Raw genomic sequence first — 18,923 nt, forward strand, 5'->3', positions numbered from 1 at the left:
CCGGATCGGGATTCTGGGACGATCTTGATCGCGCCCGCGTGCTAGCCCCGTGCCGTTCTTCCCGTCGCATAATCGGTTTTCGAAGCGTTCGTGACAGCGATATCGCCACGCAGGATGTCGTCGATGATCTCCGCGACGCCGTCACCTGCGGGGGCAAGAGTGACCCGATCCGCCGTTTCCTTCAAACTCGGCAACGCGTTGGCCACTGCAACGCCGAAGCCTGCGCGGCGTAGAAGATCATGATCGTTCTCGGCATCACCGATCGCGACCACTCCCTCGATCGGCATGTCGAGATCGTCCAGCGCGGCTATCAGTCCGGTCGCCTTGTTGATACCGCTCGGTAGCACCATGACGGCGCCTTTGTTGAAGATGATCTCAAGTTCGAGGCCCTGACGCCGAATCTCGTCGAGAACGATCATCTCGTTCGGCACCAGTGTGCCAATCACAGATTGGCCGACGAGAAGTGGATCGATGCCGCGTTCTCTCAGCGCGTCGATGAAAGCCCGAGGAGGAGACGGAGCCAGAAGCCGTTGTTGCCCTGTCGTTGGATCATGCAAGACGGCTCCATTTTCGGCGACCACCCTGTCGAAGATGCCAAAGTTCGGAAAGACAGTCTTGAGGTCGGGCAGTTGCCGACCTGACACCAAAATGAGCCTGCAGCCGGTGTCCTTGAGCTTTTGCAGTGCGGCAAACGTGGTGGCGGAAACCACTCCTTCTTCCGCAAGCGTTTCATCATAGTCGGTGGCAAGCGCCGTCACATCCATCGAAAGACCTCTCCTTTGGGGTTCGGTTTCTCAACTGTGCAGGCGCTCTATTGTTCCGCCTTATTCATGCGCGCAACGCCTCTGGGCCTTCCAGGGCATAGATCAGGCCCGGCTGAACAATCCACTCGCCCGGGCGCAGATGTTCCACCGCGAAACGGCCGCCATGCGTACGCGGCATGACTCCGCTGAACCGGTAACGCCGACCATCCCGATCGATGACGGCCTCGCGGATCGGTTTGCCGGCAAGGTGCCCAACCACCGGCCCGTCCGACTGCAGGTTGGCCAGGATAAAATATTCGGTTGGTATGGCGTTGGTTCTGGTCAGCAGCCGGAACTGGGAAACGGGTTTGAGCATGGCAAAGGTCGTGGTGTTGTCGCCGGACCACGGCAACGTAATGCCATGCCGGCTGTCCTGGTATCTTCCTGTGATAAGCCGAGCCGGCATCAGAATTCGATTGGGGATCTGCCGGTCCCGGATCAAGAAAACATCAGGGCTCGGGCTTCCGTCATCTTTGGGGCAAGACAAAAGGCTGCGGCTCAAAACATTGCTGCTGCGAAGGCGCGAGGAGATAGAAAATTGTTGCGGCGATCGCTTCGGTTTTGGAACAGAATCTGCCTGTCAAAGGATGGTTCCGACGCCTATGTAATTGGTCCGCGAGGATGGCGGCTCATCTGTCAGCCACCCGCCGATCCGATGGGAGCCGAGAATGTCCGACCAATCCGCATACACGCCGCCGAAAGTATGGACCTGGGACAAGGCCAACGGTGGTGCCTTCGCAAGCACCAACCGGCCGATCGCCGGGCCGACGCACGACAAGGACCTGCCCATCGGCAAGCATCCGCTGCAGCTCTATTCGCTGGGCACACCGAACGGTGTGAAAGTGACGATCATGCTGGAGGAATTGCTGGCAGCCGGCCACAAGGGCGCCGAGTATGATGCCTGGCTGATCAAGATCGACGGCGAACAGTTCGGTTCCGGTTTTGTCGACGTCAATCCGAACTCGAAGATCCCGGCACTGCTCGACCGCAGTGGCAGCAAGCCGATCCGGGTTTTCGAGTCCGGCGCGATCCTGACGTATCTTGCTGAAAAGTTCGGTGCCTTCCTGCCGACCGAACAGCCGGCGCGGGCGGAGACGCTGTCCTGGCTGTTCTGGCAGATGGGATCGGCGCCCTTCGTCGGCGGCGGATTCGGCCATTTTTACGCCTACGCGCCGGAGAAGATCGAATATGCGATCAACCGCTACGCCATGGAAACCAAGCGGCAGCTCGACGTGCTCGACCGGCGGCTGGCTGACAATGAATTTGTGGCGGGCAGCGAATATACCATCGCCGATATCGCGATCTGGCCATGGTACGGCGGCATGGTGAAGGGCTGGAACTATGGTGCGGGTGAATTCCTTTCGGTGCACGAATACAAGAATGTCCTGCGCTGGGCCGACCAGCTTCATGCGCGCCCGGCGGTGAAGCGGGGGCGCATGGTCAACCGCGTTTCCGGCGACCCCGCAGGCCAACTGCGCGAACGTCACGACGCCAGCGATTTCGAAACGAACACGCAGGACAAGGTTGCAGCGGAATAGGGCCCGGCGACCTGACAGGATGCGTCGTGTTAGCTCTGGGGCATGATGACGATGCTCGAAACGGCGCGGCTGGAGCTGCGCCCATCAACGGCCGCTGACAAGGACGATCTCTTCGCGCTCGAGCAAGACGCGGAGGTGATGCGTTTCCTGAACGGCGGCCAGCCGACGCCTGTGGACGGCATTGATCCCGATGCCGATTTCCTGATGCCGAGGGGAGGTGAAGCCGGGCTCTGGGTGGCTGCGGAGAAAGCTTCCGGCAGCTTCGTGGGCTGGTTCTCGTTGTACGATCATGGGAACGGAAAAGCCGAACTCGGCTACCGTCTGCGGCGTGCCACCTGGGGGCAGGGCTATGGCTCCGAAGGCGAGAGAGCGCTTGTCGATGCCGGGTTCCTGCACTTCGGCTTCATCCGCATCGTGGCCAATACGATGGCGGTGAACAGGGAATCACGCCGGGTGGTGGAGAATGCCGGGCTCACTCACGTCCGCACCGTCCATGTCGAGTGGGCAAATCCGTTGCCCGGTTCTGAAGAAGGCGACGTCGAATACGAGATTACCCGTGAAGCCTGGAAAGCGGATCAGTCGACCGACTGACCCGCTTTTGTCGTGATGTCGTCAGATCTTCGCGGTCTCGATTGCAGCCAGGGAACGCTCGACGGCCTTGTTTAGGGATTGGCCGAGGGACGTGTCGCCGAGCTCCTCAAGGCTGACGGCGACCCGGGCGGCGAAACCAAGATGGAAGTCGACAAGCCATTCTGGATGCGGCTCAGGTTCGGGAATGGGCGGCCACCAGGGCGGTAGTTTGATCTTTTTCGGCCGTGTCGGGCACCAGTCGTCGAGATCGTCGAAGACCTGTTTCAAGTCCAGCCCGCCTCTCTCGACCAGCCAGGCCGACCGGATGAATTCGGCCGCGACGGCTGCTCCCAGATGTCCTGGCGGCAGTGGCTGCGGGTTGAGTGCGGCATAGGACAGCGAGGCCAGCGGTCCTCGTGGGATGACGTCATAGATGGCGGGAATGCGTTTCCCGATAATGGCGAGCAGTTTGGCATTCAGTTTCATCGGAACCTCCTTCCGCGGGCGGCGAACGCGCTGACTTGGTTTGAGGGGCGGGACCTGGGTCCACGTCGGGCCGCGCGGTGAAAAATGCGAAGGAGCCGCGGCTTTATCTATGAACGGCTTTACACAACGTCAGGAAATTTAGAGGTTTCTAATGGAAAACCCTGCCGTGGCGGGGTTTTTCGTGCATTGACCTGCGCCAGCCCTCATTTCCAGTCCGGCGGGCATCCAAGAGTTTCCACTACGGCATTCGACAGGATTTCGTCGAGCCGCATCAAGGTCATGCTGCCCTGCGTGGGCGATGTCTGCAGGAGGTGGACGATAGAACGGTGAAGTCTGTTCGCCTCGGCTTTGAAGGCCTCGGGTTCGACCGTGTAGGTCAGCGGTGGCTTGCCAAACGGCGTGGTGACTACGATTTGCTGCATTGCTGTTCCGATGGGGTTGGGATCAGTTGTGTCGTAGGCGTGATGGTCTGATTGTTCTCCTGCGTTGCGCTCATGTTCAGGACCGGCCGATGACGAGGTCCTCGATGCGGATCGGGAAGCGGCGCACGCGCACGCCTGTGGCATGCCACACCGCGTTGGCGACCGCGCCCACGGTGCCGGTGATGCCGATCTCGCCGACGCCCTTGATGCCGAGCGGGTTGACGAAAGGGTCATCTTCCGGGATCAGGATCGCGTCCAGCGAAGGCACGTCCGCATTGACCGGCACGTGATATTCGGCGAGGTCGGCATTCATGATCCTGCCGGTCCTGTGGTCGGTTATCGCCTCTTCATGCAGCGCGAAGGATGTTCCCCAGATCATGCCGCCGAAATACTGGCTGCGCACGAGCCGCGGATTGATCACGCGACCGGCTGCGAACGCGCCAACCAGGCGTGTTGCGCGGATCTGGCCGAGATCGGGATCGACCTTGACCTCGGCGAAGACCGCGCCGTGCGAGAACATGGCATGGCGAGACGCGGTCTCCTGGTCGCGCGCTGCCTTGGCCGTCCCGGTCACTTCGGCCAGGCCGGCGCGGGCGAGGATCTCGACATAGCTTTCGCTGCGGCTCTCATCGTCAAGCCGGTGAAGCCGGCCCGAGCGGGCGACCACCCCGATGTTGCCGGCTCCGAAAAGCGGCGATGCGGGATCGGCGGTGGCGAGCGCCGCAAGTCTGGCGATCGCATCTTCGCCCGCATTGTTCAGCGCCAGACCCGCGCTCGCCGTGTGGCCGGAGCCGCCTGCAATGCCGCCATCGGGCAGGCTTGATACGCCGGAGTGGAATTCTACCTGATCGGGGTCAAGGCCGAGCGCCTCCGCCGCGATCTGGGCGAGTGCCGTCCAGGCGCCCTGGCCCATGTCGGCGCCCGCGGTCTCCACCAGGGCAGTGCCGTCGGCCCGCAAGGTGGCGCGAGCCGCCGCCGGGAAATGCGGGCAATGGAAAACCGCCGTCCCGATGCCCCAGCCGACGAGGAAGCCGTTTTCGTCGCGCATCTGGCGAGGTTCGAGCGGCCGGCCAGCCCAGCCAAAACGTCTGGCGCCTTCCGAATAGCATTCCCGCAGCGCCTTGGAGGAAAATGGCCTGCCGGTGCCAGGCTCGGTCTCGGCATAGTTGGCGAGCCTGAAGTCGAGCGGATCCATGCCGCAGGCGACAGCAGCCTCATCCATCGCGACCTCGAGTGCGGCGGACCCGGAAGCGAGGCCGGGCGCCCGCATCGGCCCTGGCGTGCCGGTGTCCAGCCTGAGCCCTTCATGTTCGACAAGGATGGCAGGACTGTCATAGAGCGGCAGCGAAACATTGGCCGAGGCTTCGATGAATTCGTCGAAGCTGGAGGTCGCGGCAAGCGCGTAATGGTGCAGGGCGGTGAGGCGCCCGTTGCCATCCGTGCCGATGCGCAGTTTCTGCCAGGTGTCGCCGCGATGCCCGACCGGGCCATACATCTGCGCCCGGGTCAGCGCCAGCTTGACCGGCCGCTTCAGCATGCGGGCGGCGAGGATGGCCAATATCTGTGGCCCGTTGAGGATCGCCTTGGAGCCGAAACCACCACCCAGGAAGGGCGAACGGATCAGCACGTTTTCGGCAGGAATCCCGAAATAGGCTGCATAGGCGGCGCAGCTCAGCGCCATGGCCTGGTTGGGCATGTCGAGGGTGACCCTGTCGCCATCCCATTCGGCCACGACGGCATGGGGTTCCATTGCATTGTGGTATTGCGCCGGCGTCACATACGCGGCCTCGGTTACATGGGTAGCGCTGGCCATGCCGGCCTCGATGTCGCCATGGGCGGTGCGTGCCGGCACGCCGATGCCGACAACGGCGACGTTGAAACGGTCGCCATTCGAGAGCCCCGTGCGGGCATCGGCGATCTCATATTGCGGATCGAGCAGGGCGGCAGCTTCCGTTGCCGCTTCCAATGTCTCGGCGACGACGAGGGCGATCGGCTGTCCGACATAACGCACATCGTCGTTCTGCAGCACCTCCACGCGGAAGCCGAACGGCGGCATCTTTTCGTTCGGATCATGGGCCAGCAGCGGTCGGTTTGCTGGAGTGAGGATCTCGACGACGCCGGCATGCGCCTTGGCGGCGTCGATATCGAGTGCCGTGACACGTCCACGTGCAATGCGGCTGACGGCTGCCACGGCATAGAGCATGCCTTGCGGATGGTTGTCGGCGGCATAGGTGGCGCGGCCGGTGACTTTCAGCAGGCCGTCGCGTCGTGTCAGCGGCTGGCCGGCATTCGAGCCATGACGGCGAGATTGCGTGAGTGGGGAGACGGTGTCAGGCGACATGAGATGCTCCAGCGGAGAAGGGTGAAGCCGGCAGTGCCGGCATGACCTCTGGTGTTCCTGCAGCGGCGAGGCTGAGTGCGCGTACGACGATGCGGCGCGCCAACTCGATCTTGAAAGCGTTGTCCCCGGACGGAACCGCATCGGCCAGCGCCAGCCCGGCCGCCTTCGCGAAGGTTTCCTGCGATGCCTGCATGCCAGCCAGGGCTGCTTCTGCTTCGCGTGCTCGCCAGGGTTTGGCGGCAACACCGCCGAGTGCGACACGCGCCTTGCGGATGTGGCCGCCTTCGAGCTCCAGCGCTGCCATCGCTGAAACCACGGCGAATGCGTAGGAGGTGCGCTCGCGCAGTTTCAGATAGCGGGCGTTGCCGGAGAAGGCTGCCGCTTCCGCGGGCAGTCGCAGTGCAACGATGAGCTCGCCGGGAGCAAGCGCCGTTGCCCGTTCCGGCGTTGCGCCTGGCAGGACGTGCAACTGGTCGACAGCAATGTCGCGGCCGCCATGCGGACCCTCGACTTCAACCGCGGCATCCAGTGCAACCAGTGGCACGCAGAAATCGGAAGGGTGGGTGGCGATGCAATGCTCGCTCCAGCCCAGCACGGCGTGGAGGCGGTTCTCGCCGTCGCGGGCATCGCAGCCTGAACCGGCCGCGCGGCGATTGCAGGCGCTGGCGAGATCATGGAAATAAGCACAACGCGTGCGCTGCATCAGGTTGCCGCCGACAGTGGCGGCATTGCGCAACTGGGCCGAGGCGCCTGAAAGCAGTGCTTCAGCCACCGCCGGAAAGGTCTGTGCGAAGCGTGCGTCATAGGCGAGGTCGGAATTGCGGACCATGGCACCGATCCGCACGCTGCCGTCGGGCAACCATTCGATGCGGTCGAGCCCCGGCAAGCGTGTGATGTCGATGATGCGCTCCGGCCGCAGGGTGCCGACCTTCATCAGGTCGAGCAGGTTGGTCCCGGCGGCAAGGTAGGCCGATCCTGGAAGCGCCGCGGCTGCGACCGCTTCGGGCACGCTGGTGGGGCGGATGTAATCAAAACGGTTCATGCCGCGTTCCTCCGCTTGGTTTCGGTGGTCGCCTTCTGCGCTTCGAGGATCGCTTCGGTGATGCCCTGATAGGCGCCGCAGCGGCAGATGTTGCCGCTCATCAGCTCACGGATACGCTCCGCATCGCCATTTGCATGGCCCTCCTTGATAAGGCCGACGGCGCTCATGATCTGGCCGGGTGTGCAGTAACCGCATTGGAATCCATCATGGGCGATGAAAGCGGCCTGGACCGGATGCAGCGTGTCGCCTTCGGCAAGACCTTCGATGGTGGTGACCTCGGCTCCATCGAGGCTTGCTGCCAATGCCAGGCACGAATTGATGCGCCGGCCGTCGACCAGCACCGTGCACGCCCCGCATTGTCCGCGGTCGCAACCTTTCTTGGTGCCTGGCAGGTCCAGTCGTTCGCGCAGGAGGTCGAGCAGCGTCACACGCACGTCGTCGAGCACGACCGAGCGTGCTTGACCATTGATGGTGAGGCTGATGGAGAGTGACATCGCGGTACTCCATTCAGTGATCGTGATATATGGAAGCCGCTGTCCAGCGGCGAAGGATGCGGGCGCGCGGAGAGATCTGTTGCGAAGCGGTCCGTTGACCCTGACCGGAATCGCCTTTGTGCAAAGTTCCGATCTGCATTACTATATACGGAGGGTGCCTCCGTTTATCAAGAGGAAATGTCCCCCGTTGGAGAAAATGGAACCCAGGACCGAAAAGGCAAGGCGGAAACCGCGCGCTGACTCACTTCGCAACCGTGAGCTGCTGCTCGAAACGGCGACGCGAATTTTCAGTGTCGGCGGGTCGCAGGCCAGCCTCGAAGCGGTGGCAAGGCAGGCCGGCGTCGGCATCGGCACGCTCTATCGTCATTTTCCGACGCGCGAGGCTCTGTTCGAGGCGGTCTATCGCCACGAAGTCGACCAGTTGACCAGCCTTGCCGAACGGTTGGTCGAAGACACCGAGCCGGTCGAAGCATTGCGCAAATGGCTGCACGCCAACGTGCGCCTGGTGGCCACCAAGAAAGGCATGATCGAAGGGCTGCAACTCGGTGCGCATGGCTCCTCGGAACTGAAAGCCTACTCCTTCGAGCGGCTGACGGCAGCTATCGGTCTCTTGCTCGAACGTGGCGTTGCCGCTGGCGAACTTCGTTCCGACATATCGCCTGGAGACCTGCTGCGGACCCTGGTTGGCATCTTCTATTCGCAAGGCACGGGAGACTGGCAGCCCACGGCGCTTCGTCTCGTCGATGTCTTTGTCGACGGTCTGCGCCGACGCTGAGGTGCGCCCTGGCAGATTGCGTATCGCCGATGAAGGCGACACCAAGCGCGCAGCAATAGCATCCCAAGAGGCACGACATGTCTTTCCCTGGCCGCCCCGCTTCGATTTCCGACGCTGAAAGACAAGAACGGCTGCAGCAATTGCGCAGCAGGATGGAAGCTGCCGGCGTCGCGGCCGTCCTGCTCGGCTCAAGCGAAAGCTTGCGTTATTTCACCGGGCTGGTCTGGCACCAGAGCGAACGGCTGCTCGGCGCGGTGGTGACGCTGACGGCTCTGACCTATGTCGTTCCCGCGTTCGAACGCAGCCGGGTGGAAACGCTGCCGCACCTGGATGCCGATATCGCGACCTGGGACGAGGAGGAAAGCCCGGCTGCTCTCGTGGGAGCGCTGGTCGGATCCAAGGGTACCGTCGCACTCGACGACGCTCTGCCGCTTTTCATCTATCACGCGCTTGCCGCAGCCATTGGCGCCGAGCGCCTGGTCGACGGCACGCAACTGGTCCGCGAATTGCGGCTCTGCAAGTCGGAGGCCGAGATCGCGCTGATAAAATACGCCATGGAGCTGACGCTTGAAGTGCACAGGCGCGCCCATGCGATCCTGAAGCCGGGAATCCTTGCCTCGGAGGTCGTTCGCTACATCGACGAGCAGCACAGGGCACTGGCCGCGCGCGGGTCCAGCTTCTGCATCGTCTCGTTCGGCACGGCGACGTCGCTCCCGCATGGCGCGGATGGCGATCAGGTCCTCGAGAAGGGGCAGCCGATCCTTGTCGATACCGGCACGCGCATCGACGGTTATCATTCGGATCTGACGCGCTCCTACATGATCGACGAGCCGGATGCCGATTACGCACGCATCTGGCACATCGAACGTGAAGCCCAGCAGGCCGTCTTCGACGCTGCGCAAGTCGGCGCTCCGTGCCACCGGCTCGACGATGCGGCGCGTGCCGTGCTGGTTCGCCATGGTCTCGGACCGGATTACCGGCTGCCGGGCCTTCCGCACAGGGCCGGCCATGGCCTGGGGCTCGAGATCCACGAAGGCCCATACATCGTGCGTGGCAGCACGACAGCGCTTCAGCGGGGGATGTGCTTCTCCAACGAGCCGATGATCGTGGTTCCCGATCGCTTCGGAATCCGGCTGGAAGACCACATCTACATGACCGACGAAGGGCCGCAGTGGTTCACGAAGCCGGGCAAGGGGCCGACCGAGCCGTTTGGCTGATCGGCTCGAGCATTCCGGCGAGAAAAGTGTCCACGGTACACGGCACGAGCCACCTCAGGTGCGGCCGGCACGGCTTTCCACCGGCGTTCCGGAATGGATCCCCGACACTCCGCTCCCTTCGGTCGCTCCGAGGTCGAGGATGACGGTGGTAGGGAGCGCGCCGGTCAACCTCCAGCGTCGCTGATGACGCCTGACGAAAAACCGCTACGCACTTTTGCTGGAATTGCCCGGTCGCTCAAAGGAGCTGTCGCGCTGCCAGATTGCGCATGAGGTGTGAAGCCCCGAACACCCATGGCGGACATTCCGTGGACAGGCGAACCCGGTTCGTCAGAGAGCCGAGTTCGTCATTGGCGATCGTCACGACGTCGCCGATCTTGTGCGTGAAGCCTTGGCCAGGCGTGCCGCGGTCCTCGGTCGGGGCAAACAGCGTACCCATGAACAGCACCAGCCCGTCCGGATACTGGTGATGGCGGCCGATGGTCTGCGACACCAGGTCGAGCGGGTCGCGGCTGATCTCCTTCATCGAGCTGCGGCCGTCGAGCACAAAGCCGTCCTCACCGACCACTTTCAAACTGAGTTCCGCATTGCGCACGTCATCGATCGTATAGCTGGCGTCGAAAAGCCTGATGAACGGTCCGATCGAACAAGAGGCGTTGTTGTCTTTGGCTTTGCCGAGCAAGAGAGCCGAGCGGCCCTCTACATCGCGCAGGTTGACGTCATTGCCGAGCGTTGCGCCTTTCACCTGGCCGGCGGAGTTCACGACAAGCACGATCTCAGGCTCGGGATTGTTCCATTTCGAGACCGGGTGCAGGCCGACATCCGCACCATGGCCGACTGAGGACAGCACCTGCGCCTTGGAGAAGACCTCGGCGTCCGGACCGATCCCGACCTCCAGATATTGCGACCAGACGCCGTCCTCAATCAGCGCTTCCTTGACTTTCGCTGCCTCGGCTGAGCCCGCCTTGAGGTTGCGCAGGCTGTCGCCGACGATGGCAACGACCTTTTCGCGGATCTTGATGGCGAGATCCGGATTGCCTGCCGCGCGTTCTTCTATGACCCGCTCGATCATAGAGCGGGCGAAGGTGACGCCGCAGGCCTTGACCGCCTGCAGGTCATTCGGCGCCAACAAGTGCAGGTTCCGCTGATCCCGCTCCCCGGTGCCATACGATAGCACGTCGGCGAGGGATGCCAGGAGCCGACCGTCGGCTCGCGCGACGTAGTCAACCGCATCCTCGCGCTCGATCAGGTCACGCATCGTCGGCGTCGCCCTGGATGTGATGTCGACCAGCTTGCCATCACGGATCGTGACGAGGCAAGGACCGGCGACGGCTGGGTCCCAGACCCGGCCAACGAAGGTGCCGGTGGTGAAGACATCATATGGGCTTGTCACTGTCACTCGCTCCTGTTTGGAGCGATTAGGTTTGATTTTCTGTTTGTTCGCAAGCTCCAGCATGGCGGCAGCACCGCTTGGCAGTGGGCCACCCGACGGGGGCCCGGCGCGACAAACGAATGAGGATTACTCAAAGCTTCAATTTCTTTAGTCGTTTGACCGTCGTGACCGCTTGCGAGCAGTTTTTGTGCGTCAGGATCTTGAGGAGGCCACCTGCGGCGTTTCCGTTTTTCACGAAATGCACTGGTGGAAGAGCCGCGACAATCAAACAACAAATCACAGTGGGAGGGTTTACGTGTACACACGACGCAGCGTCCTGCAGCTGGCCGGCGCCTCGCTGACCATGCTGGCGACAAGGGGTTTGGCGCAAGCCGAGCCGGCCGCGCAATTGATCGCGGATGCAAAAGCGGAAGGGCAGGTGGTCTGGTACACCGGCCTGATCATCAAGCAACTGGTCCGGCCGCTGACCAAGAATTTCCAGGATAAATACGGCATCGAAGTCAAATACATGGAGGCTGGGGACTCCGACACCGTCCTGAAGATCACCAGCCAGGCGCGTGCCGGAAAGATCGAAGCGGATGTGTTCGATACACCCGGTACCGCGCTTGCACCGCTGGAAGCGGCCAATCTGATCGAGCCATACGCACCGAACTCGATGGCCGACTACGATCCGATGTTCAAGCCAGCGTCGAAGCTCTATTGCGGCAGCGACGTTCTTTATCTGACGACCACCTACAACACCGATCTCATCGCCGCAGACAAGGCGCCCAAGACGTTCGAGGACCTGCTCGACCCGCAATGGAAGGGCAAGATGGTGTGGACCGACACCCGCGGCATATCCGGCCCTCCCGGCTTCATCGGCAACATCCTGATGACGATGGGCGAGGAGAAAGGTCATGCCTATCTGCGCAAGCTTTCGGAGCAGAAAGTCATTCGCGAGCCCGGCAACCAGCGTGTGGTCATCGACAAGGTGATTTCGGGCGAACATCAGATCGGGCTGATGACCTACAACCATCACGCGGTGATCAGCAAGGGCAAGGGTGCTCCGATCGCGTGGATCAAAATGGAGCCGCTGGTCGCCAATCTCGGCGCGATCGCGCTGGTCAGGAATTCCCCGCATCCCAACGCTGCCAAGCTCTTCCTGGAATATTACTTCTCCGATGAGGCAGCTTATGTGATCCGCGATGCCGGCTATCCCCCGGTCGATGCCAAGGTGCCGCCGAAAGATCCGTCAATCAGCCCTGTCACCGGGCAATTCAAGATCACCATGATGAAACCGGAAATAGCGTCGCCTGAAACGGAGCCGCTGAAGTCTTGGCTGAAGATCTACGATGAGTTGTTCAGCTGACTGCTGACAACGCGGACTTCGGCACGATCGATCGTCCGTTGCAACTGGCGGCCATCCCTCGCAGTTCTGTCGCGGTGATGGCCGCCATTCTTCAGCCGTTCGCGGCTCACAGATGGAGAACCTGCGTGCAAGAACCGATCCTCGACCTGACCGACGACCCTGATCCGGAAATCCGCGAGCAGATCGGCGCGGTTCTTGTCCGCCACAATGAGGAACAGGTCGGCGCCTATGAACGTCGCGCCCTGTCGGTCACGGTTCGCGACGCCACGACGAACGCAATCATCGGCGGCCTGGCTGGCCGGACGGCACTCGGCCTACTTTTCATCGATCTTTTTGCGCTTCCCACCGACCTGCGCGGTTTTGGACTGGGCGGGCGCGTGCTCGGCCTCGCCGAGGAGGAGGGGAGGAAACGCGGCTGTCACGCGGTGCTGCTGAACACCGCCAATTTCCAGGCGCCGGATTTTTACACACGGCATGGCTATCGCGTTTTCGGTGAGATCGACGGCGCGCCTGGTGTAAAACGGATTTTCCTGACCAAGAATCTCTAGAGTGTTTCCGTTTTTCACCGAACCGCTCTAACTCCTTGTTTCTAAGCGATTCCGACGGTGACTGCTGCGCGCTTTTCCTGGAGTTGCTCCAGCGCGGCTGTCGAAGAACCGCCAGCAGGCAACAGCGAATGGTAGTGATGAACATGAACACGGCGACATCTGCCCACAAACTCAATGCCCGCGATCTTGGAATTCCCTTTGTGGGCACGCCGGGACCTGACAATGCCATCACCGACGTCGCCGGGGTCAAGGTTGGCTATTCGACGATCATCGAGGGCAGTGGCAAGCTCGAAGCCGGCAAAGGCCCGGTCCGCACCGGCGTGACGGCAATCCTGCCGCGCGGCCACAGCTTCGACCCGGTCTTTTCCGGCTGGTATTCGCTGAATGGCAATGGCGAGATGACGGGCACGACCTGGATCGAGGAGAGCGGCTTTCTGGAGGGGCCGATCACCATCACCAACACGCACAGCGTCGGCGTGGTTCGCGATGCCGTCATTTCGTGGTTGGTGCAACGCGGGCTCGAAGGGCCGCATTTCCGCGATCTGTACTGGCTGCTACCCGTGGTGGCCGAAACTTGGGACGGAATACTCAACGACATCAATGGCATGCATGTAAAACCGCAACATGTCTTCGAAGCGTTGGACCGCGCGGTCTCCGGCCCCATCGCGCAAGGCAATGTCGGTGGCGGCACCGGCATGAATCTCTTCAACTTCAAGGGCGGTACCGGTACGGCGTCCCGCAAGCTCGCCGACGAAGACGGTGCCTATACGGTCGGCGTGCTGGTGCAGGGCAACTTCGGCTCGCGCAAGGATTTGACGATCGCGGGCGTGCCGGTCGGCCAGGAGATCACCGACCTGTTGCCCGATACATCATGGCGGCGGGAGGAGACCGGCTCGATCATCGTCGTTGTCGCGACCGATGCGCCGCTGCTGCCGCATCAACTGAAGCGGCTGGCGCGCCGCGTCCCGCTCGGGATGGCGCGCACCGGCGGCAACGGCGCCAATGGCAGCGGCGACATCTTCATCACCTTCTCGACCGCCAACCCGGGCGCGTTCAGCCGCGACGAGACGACCACCCTGGAAATGCTGCCGAACGACAAGATGAACCCGTTGATAGAAGCGACGGCGCACGCGACGGAAGAAGCGATCATCAACGCAATGGTTGCAGCAGAGACCATGGTCGGGCGCGATGACAACGTGTCCTTCGCCATTCCTCACGATCGGCTGAAAGAGGTGCTGAAGAAGTACAACCGGCTCAATCGATAAGAGACACGGATTGGCCAAGGCCTGTCCGGTCGCGGGCTTTGGACCGTCCGGTTGTGAAATCCGGCATGCACTGATGTAAAGTTGTACCGGCACTGATTCCTTCCGGTGAAACTGGCTGATCGATATGAAAAAAGCTGCCGTCGCAGTGATTGCCGTGGTCGCGGCCGTCGTCGGACTGCTCCTGGTCCTTCCAACCCTGATTTCGAGTGATTGGGCCAGGTCCGAATTGAGCCGGCAACTGTCGTCGGCCAGCGGCATGGACATCAGCCTGAACGGACCGGTACGGCTGTCCTTCCTGCCCAGTCTGGCCGTGGTGGCCAAGGACATCACCGTTTCGTCCCCGACAGGCGATTTGTCCGCGAAAGTGCCCGGGTTTTCGACCGCGATCACGCTGTCGTCGCTGTGGTCGAAAAAGTTGGAAATCCAGTCCATCGCGCTGGTCGAGCCTGCCATCGCCATTCAACCGTCTGCCGAAGGCGGGAATGCGCAGCCGGCACCATCCGGCGAAACGGGTAATGATCCTTTCGCGGCCCTTGTCAGCACGCTGGAGCGCCTGGCCGTCAATCGGATCACCATTGAAAACGGCAGCCTCAGCTCGGTTGACGGAACCGGGGCGACAAGCTCCGTCGGTGCCATCGATGTCGATCTGAAGGCGCCGGATCTCGACCGCGAGGCGGTGTTCTCACTGGCGGCGACACAGGATGGCCGGCGGCTGCAACTGGACGGCACGCTTTCGGCGCTCAGGCCGATCCTGCAGCGGCAACCGGCCAAGCTCGCCCTCGACGCGAAGTTCGAGCCCGCACCGTCTCCTCTGCTTTCTTCCCTGAAGGCGAGCGGCGAAATCCGGTTGAACGAGAATGGCGGCTACCAGATCAGGGGCGGACAGTTCGAGCTCACCGACCAGTCTTTCCAGCTGGACGCGCTGTTCCAGCCCGGCAAACCGCATCGCTTCCTTGCCGATCTGTCGACAAAGCGGATCGACATCGGTGCGCTCGCGAGTGGCGGAAGCGGGAAATCTGCACCGGGCGATGCCGGCGAGCCCAGCCTGGCGATGCTTTCGAACATCGACGCTGATGTCAGCGTCACCATCGATCAATTGGTCAGCGGTGCGCTGACCGCCTCCGATGTCCAGTTTGCAGCGACCCTGCGCGACGGGCATCTCGAAGCGAATTTGCAGCATCTGGGTCTCGATGCAGGCAATATCGCCGCATCGGTCTCAACCAATGTGAGCAAGACACCTCCGATGTTCCAGGGCAAGCTGACCAGCTCCGGGCTGGATATCGGCGCCATTGCCAAGCTTGCCGGCCAGACCGCGCCGCTGTCCGGAAAGATAACCTTGAACACGTCCTTTGCCTTTCACGGGTTGGACGCGGGCAAGATACGCGAAAGCCTCAACCTGCGGGGCATGGTGGGCATCCGCCAGGGCAAGGTTCCGCTGGCGGCGCTTGCCGGCCAAAAAGGCGGTGACATCACCGGCCTGAGCCTCGACGCGAAAATTCAGGACATCGCCGAGCCGGTCGATGTCGCAGGCAAGCTGACCTGGCAAGGCCAGGAGATCGCTTTCCAGTCGCAGGTCGCACCAGCCGATTTCCTTGCGAGCCCATCGATCGCCGAGGCCTCGGGACCAGTCAGCCTCTCCGTGACGTCGAAGTTGCTGCGTGCCAGCGCGAACGGCACGGTCGGTGCCGGAGGCACGTTCAAGGGGCAGGTTTCCGCCGCGACACCATCGCTCGACAGGCTTATGCAATGGCTGGGGCAGGGAGCTTCCGGCGGCCTGCAGGATTTCGACTTCAAGGGCACTGTTGACGCCAGCCCGGCAGGGGTCTCGTTCGCGAAGGCCAATATCGGCCTCAACGGCATCAAGGCGTCCGGCGACGGTGCGGTCAAGCTTGGCACGCCGCTCAACATCCGCACCTCGCTGCAGTTCGCGTTGCTCGATTTCGCTGCGCTGACGGGAGGAGGCAAGACCGCGGCCAGTGGAAAGCAAAGTTCGGCCGGTCCAAGCGACGCCCCCATCGACCTTGCCTTCCTCAAAGGATTGGACGCCAAGATCGACGTCGCGGCAGACAGGATCGGCTACGGCAAGGTGTTTGCGGGTCCGGTAAAGACAACGCTCGTCGTGGCGAATGGGGATGCCGACCTGAACCTGCCGCAAAGCCCATTCTACGACGGCACCATTGCCGCGAAAATGTCGGCGAGCGGCTCCGGCGACGTGCCGGCGATAAAACTGGACCTCGCCGTTGCGGGCGCTACCGCCGCGGCGCTGTTCAACGATGCGGCGGGCTTCAACAAGCTGGAGGGCCGGCTCGATACGACCATCGTCGTCGCGGGGGCCGGAAAGACCAGCAAAACGCTGAGGCGATCGCTTGCCGGCAACGCCTCGCTGAAACTCAGCGATGGTGCATTGCGCGGCATCAACATCGCGGAAGTCTACAACAATCTGGCCGGGCTGCTTTCCAGCGGCTTCAAGGCGGATGACAGCAAGAAGACCACCTTCACCGAACTTGGCGCGTCGTTCACCATCGAAAACGGTGTTGCTGAGACACAGGACATCAGCCTGCTCGGCCCGCTTGTCCGCATGGACGGTGCCGGCAAGATCGACCTTGCGGAGCAGACACTGGAAATCAACCTCAACCCGCGGGTCGTTGCCTCGCTCTCCGGGCAGGGCGGTGACATCGCCGCGAAGGGTATCGGCGTGCCTGTTATTGTCGACGGCTCGCTGTCCGCGCCGCGGATCTATCCCGACCTGCGCAAACTGCTGCAGGACCCGAAGGGCGCGCTCGAAATGCTGAACCGTCTCGGCTTGCCGACGGGCAAGCTCAACCTCGACAAGCTGCTTCCCGGCGAAACCGGTGCCGGCGACCTCATCGGTGACCTGATCAAGGGCGGCAAGGACAAAAGCGGTAAATCCGGGCTCACCGACATCCTCAACGGCGTCTTGCCGGGTCAGCAGCCGGAACAGGGCGCCTCCGATCCGGTGCCCGCTGAGACGCCGACGGAAGGTGGGGGCGAGGTGGCTCCGGAGGCTGCCCAGCCGCCTGCACCGGAAGCGCCGAAGAAAGACAAGATCGGAACGATCCTCGATCAGCTCCTGCAATAGAACGGTTCATCGTTCGCGGGATCGCTCTATCTCTTCAGGCTCTCGATCTCAGGCGGCCCAATCAGGGCGTCTGGTCGCTCGCGGCCTCGACCGGATCGACCACGATGTTCGGCTGGATTTGCCATGACACCGTCTGGACTCTGATCGGCTCGACAGGACCGCACAGCACCGCCGCGACGATTTCGCCCGCACTGCAGGGCACGCGCAGCTCGAATCGGCCATAGCCTCCGTCGACGGCGCCGACATCCGTGGCCACGACGCGCGTCGCCGTCAGATCCAGGGTTCCAGCCTTCTCTCGAAGGGAGCTGAGTTCCTGCGCCCGCTCGGCATAGGGGCGATCCAAAGCGACATTCTCCAGGAAGATGGCATCCGCTGTTTTGGCGTCCCAGGCTTCTGCCAGCAGTCGCTGAACGCCATCGGCCAGCTGTTTGACGGCGACGGGCACCAACTCTTCGGCCACGGTCATGGCTGCAAAGGCGTCCAGGATCAGGACCAAGGCATCGGCGGTCGGGCTCCAGGCGCCCGAATAGGTGGCGTTCTCGACCGCGACGACGCCGAGGCGTGCTGCCGGATTCCACCGCATATGCGCGCTGAAACCGGGATATCCGCCGGAGTGGGAGATGATCGGGCCGAAGCGCGCGTGGTCTTCGATCACCAGACCGTATCCATAGCCCTTCAGCCGCAGTTCGTCCTTTGCATCGAAGGCGATGGGACAGTGGATGCGCTGCATCTCTCGGCGGCTGGCACTTGAGAGGGGGCCATCGTCGTCACGTTGCGGATGGAAGGCCGCGCACAGCCAGCCTGCCCACCGCGCCAGGTCCGAAGGGGTGGTGACGAGGCCGCCAATGGATGAGAAGGCGCCGGGACCGCTGAACGGCAGTGCCACCCATTCGTCGCCGACCTTGCGGTATCCGGTCGCCATCGCGCCTTCCGGGACGGCGGCGGTATCGAAACCGGTTTCGTCGAGTCCAAGCGGCTTGAGCAGGTTCTCGGTCACGAATACGGGAAAGGACTGGCCAGTGACGGCTTCGATCACTTGCCCAAGCAGCGCATAGCCCAGATTGGAGTATTCATAGCGCGTTCCCGGTGCCGTCGCGAAGCGGACACCGTTGCGCAAAACCGAGCGGAAGGTTTCGTTGGAGATCGATTCCTGCCGATCGGCCCACGGATCGTCGGTCGGAAAGCCGCCGGCCATCGACAGCAGCATGCGAAGTGTCGGCGCCTCCGGCTGATCGACCGGCAGGGTCGGAACAAGTTCGGGAACGTAGTTCGTCACAGGGGTGTCCAGCGACAGCAGCCCGCGGTCGCGCAGCAAAAGGACCGCGGCGGCGGTAAAACTCTTGGTGCAGGAAGCGACGCGGAAGCGGCTGTGCGGCCCGGGCGGCGTTCCCGCAGCTCCGGCAGTGCCGAAGCTGCCTTCCAGCACCGGCCCGGAAGCATCGAACACCACATAGCGTGTGCCTGGGCAGGCCTGTTTGGCGACGCGTTGCGCAAAGACCTCCGCCACGGCGGCGGCAAGGGCTTCGCGTTCGGCTAACTCGTTCAGGCGGGGCATCGCTTCACATCCTTCAAGCCAGACCAGAG

The 18,923-nt window shown here is 62.6% G+C and carries 17 protein-coding genes; 8 read left to right on the top strand and 9 right to left on the bottom strand.

The features are described 5' to 3' along the window. Positions 1–41 precede the first annotated feature (41 nt). Both AC3WTO_RS04750 and AC3WTO_RS04755 read right to left on the bottom strand, forming a co-directional pair. A complete protein-coding gene (locus tag AC3WTO_RS04750) occupies positions 42–764 on the bottom strand; it encodes an HAD family hydrolase (protein WP_492459526.1) in 723 nt (240 codons plus the stop codon). Positions 765–828: 64 nt separating this feature from the next. Further along, complete coding sequence (locus AC3WTO_RS04755; protein ID WP_492459527.1) at positions 829–1,209, bottom strand: hypothetical protein; 381 nt, start codon at positions 1,207–1,209, stop codon at positions 829–831. A 262-nt stretch (positions 1,210–1,471) separates the two neighbouring features. Between AC3WTO_RS04755 and yghU the strand changes: the two genes are divergently transcribed. Beyond that, positions 1,472–2,341 carry a glutathione-dependent disulfide-bond oxidoreductase gene (gene yghU / locus AC3WTO_RS04760; protein WP_492459528.1) on the top strand — a complete coding sequence of 290 codons (870 nt, stop codon included), beginning with the start codon at positions 1,472–1,474 and terminating at the stop codon, positions 2,339–2,341. A gap of 45 nt (positions 2,342–2,386) precedes the next feature. Beyond that, the gene (locus AC3WTO_RS04765) at positions 2,387–2,932 is read left to right on the top strand and encodes a GNAT family N-acetyltransferase (protein WP_492558401.1); all 546 of its coding nucleotides are present in this window, start codon (positions 2,387–2,389) and stop codon (positions 2,930–2,932) included. Between the two features lie 21 nt (positions 2,933–2,953). On the opposite strand, the gene AC3WTO_RS04770 is transcribed toward AC3WTO_RS04765, so the two are convergent. From AC3WTO_RS04770 to AC3WTO_RS04790, 5 genes are all read right to left on the bottom strand, one after another. After that, positions 2,954–3,397 carry a hypothetical protein gene (locus tag AC3WTO_RS04770; protein WP_492459530.1) on the bottom strand — a complete coding sequence of 148 codons (444 nt, stop codon included), beginning with the start codon at positions 3,395–3,397 and terminating at the stop codon, positions 2,954–2,956. Positions 3,398–3,600: 203 nt separating this feature from the next. Then, a complete protein-coding gene (locus tag AC3WTO_RS04775) occupies positions 3,601–3,819 on the bottom strand; it encodes a hypothetical protein (RefSeq protein ID WP_492459531.1) in 219 nt (72 codons plus the stop codon). A gap of 76 nt (positions 3,820–3,895) precedes the next feature. Continuing rightward, positions 3,896–6,160, bottom strand: a complete 2,265-nt coding sequence (locus tag AC3WTO_RS04780) for a xanthine dehydrogenase family protein molybdopterin-binding subunit (protein WP_492459532.1) — start codon at positions 6,158–6,160, stop codon at positions 3,896–3,898. After that, the gene (locus AC3WTO_RS04785; protein ID WP_492459533.1) at positions 6,150–7,202 is read right to left on the bottom strand and encodes an FAD binding domain-containing protein; all 1,053 of its coding nucleotides are present in this window, start codon (positions 7,200–7,202) and stop codon (positions 6,150–6,152) included. The genes AC3WTO_RS04780 and AC3WTO_RS04785 overlap by 11 nt, the downstream gene beginning before the upstream one ends. Further along, entirely contained in the window at positions 7,199–7,696 is a 498-nt protein-coding gene (locus AC3WTO_RS04790) for a (2Fe-2S)-binding protein (protein WP_492459534.1), read from the bottom strand. Before AC3WTO_RS04790 ends, AC3WTO_RS04785 begins: the two co-directional genes overlap by 4 nt. 196 nt (positions 7,697–7,892) lie before the next feature. Here AC3WTO_RS04790 and AC3WTO_RS04795 point away from each other — a divergent pair, with 196 nt between their 5' ends. Next, entirely contained in the window at positions 7,893–8,471 is a 579-nt protein-coding gene (locus AC3WTO_RS04795) for a TetR/AcrR family transcriptional regulator (RefSeq protein ID WP_492459535.1), read from the top strand. Between the two features lie 77 nt (positions 8,472–8,548). Further along, entirely contained in the window at positions 8,549–9,688 is a 1,140-nt protein-coding gene (locus AC3WTO_RS04800) for a M24 family metallopeptidase (protein WP_492459536.1), read from the top strand. A 235-nt stretch (positions 9,689–9,923) separates the two neighbouring features. On the opposite strand, the gene AC3WTO_RS04805 is transcribed toward AC3WTO_RS04800, so the two are convergent. After that, on the bottom strand, positions 9,924–11,078 hold the full coding sequence (locus AC3WTO_RS04805; protein ID WP_492459537.1) for a fumarylacetoacetate hydrolase family protein: 1,155 nt from the start codon (positions 11,076–11,078) through the stop codon (positions 9,924–9,926). A gap of 295 nt (positions 11,079–11,373) precedes the next feature. On the opposite strand from AC3WTO_RS04805, the gene AC3WTO_RS04810 reads away from it, so the two are divergent. The 4 genes from AC3WTO_RS04810 to AC3WTO_RS04825 all read left to right on the top strand — a co-directional run bounded on the left by AC3WTO_RS04810 (position 11,374) and on the right by AC3WTO_RS04825 (position 17,339). Beyond that, entirely contained in the window at positions 11,374–12,426 is a 1,053-nt protein-coding gene (locus AC3WTO_RS04810; RefSeq protein WP_492459538.1) for an ABC transporter substrate-binding protein, read from the top strand. Positions 12,427–12,551: 125 nt separating this feature from the next. Then, the gene (locus AC3WTO_RS04815) at positions 12,552–12,974 is read left to right on the top strand and encodes a GNAT family N-acetyltransferase (RefSeq protein WP_492459539.1); all 423 of its coding nucleotides are present in this window, start codon (positions 12,552–12,554) and stop codon (positions 12,972–12,974) included. A 137-nt stretch (positions 12,975–13,111) separates the two neighbouring features. Continuing rightward, on the top strand, positions 13,112–14,239 hold the full coding sequence (locus tag AC3WTO_RS04820; protein ID WP_492459540.1) for a DmpA family aminopeptidase: 1,128 nt from the start codon (positions 13,112–13,114) through the stop codon (positions 14,237–14,239). Positions 14,240–14,363: 124 nt separating this feature from the next. Further along, positions 14,364–17,339, top strand: a complete 2,976-nt coding sequence (locus AC3WTO_RS04825) for an AsmA family protein (protein WP_492459541.1) — start codon at positions 14,364–14,366, stop codon at positions 17,337–17,339. Between the two features lie 61 nt (positions 17,340–17,400). Here AC3WTO_RS04825 and AC3WTO_RS04830 read toward each other — a convergent pair whose 3' ends face one another. Then, positions 17,401–18,894 (bottom strand): serine hydrolase domain-containing protein, encoded by a 1,494-nt coding sequence (locus AC3WTO_RS04830; protein ID WP_492459542.1) that lies wholly within the window; start codon positions 18,892–18,894, stop codon positions 17,401–17,403. Between the last annotated feature and the right edge of the window lie 29 nt (positions 18,895–18,923).

The sequence above is a fragment of the Mesorhizobium sp. EU05-FHT14A09 genome, assembly GCF_058790995.1.

Coding starts and splice junctions, on each gene's coding strand:
- AC3WTO_RS04795 (WP_492459535.1), top strand. CDS start 7,893: ATGGAACCCAGGACCGAAAAGGCAAGGCGGAAACCGCGCGCTGACTCA.
- AC3WTO_RS04790 (WP_492459534.1), bottom strand. CDS start 7,696: ATGTCACTCTCCATCAGCCTCACCATCAATGGTCAAGCACGCTCGGTC.
- AC3WTO_RS04830 (WP_492459542.1), bottom strand. CDS start 18,894: ATGCCCCGCCTGAACGAGTTAGCCGAACGCGAAGCCCTTGCCGCCGCC.
- AC3WTO_RS04825 (WP_492459541.1), top strand. CDS start 14,364: ATGAAAAAAGCTGCCGTCGCAGTGATTGCCGTGGTCGCGGCCGTCGTC.
- AC3WTO_RS04780 (WP_492459532.1), bottom strand. CDS start 6,160: ATGTCGCCTGACACCGTCTCCCCACTCACGCAATCTCGCCGTCATGGC.
- AC3WTO_RS04765 (WP_492558401.1), top strand. CDS start 2,387: ATGACGATGCTCGAAACGGCGCGGCTGGAGCTGCGCCCATCAACGGCC.
- AC3WTO_RS04800 (WP_492459536.1), top strand. CDS start 8,549: ATGTCTTTCCCTGGCCGCCCCGCTTCGATTTCCGACGCTGAAAGACAA.
- AC3WTO_RS04820 (WP_492459540.1), top strand. CDS start 13,112: ATGAACATGAACACGGCGACATCTGCCCACAAACTCAATGCCCGCGAT.
- yghU (WP_492459528.1), top strand. CDS start 1,472: ATGTCCGACCAATCCGCATACACGCCGCCGAAAGTATGGACCTGGGAC.
- AC3WTO_RS04750 (WP_492459526.1), bottom strand. CDS start 764: ATGGATGTGACGGCGCTTGCCACCGACTATGATGAAACGCTTGCGGAA.
- AC3WTO_RS04755 (WP_492459527.1), bottom strand. CDS start 1,209: ATGCCGGCTCGGCTTATCACAGGAAGATACCAGGACAGCCGGCATGGC.
- AC3WTO_RS04770 (WP_492459530.1), bottom strand. CDS start 3,397: ATGAAACTGAATGCCAAACTGCTCGCCATTATCGGGAAACGCATTCCC.
- AC3WTO_RS04775 (WP_492459531.1), bottom strand. CDS start 3,819: ATGCAGCAAATCGTAGTCACCACGCCGTTTGGCAAGCCACCGCTGACC.
- AC3WTO_RS04785 (WP_492459533.1), bottom strand. CDS start 7,202: ATGAACCGTTTTGATTACATCCGCCCCACCAGCGTGCCCGAAGCGGTC.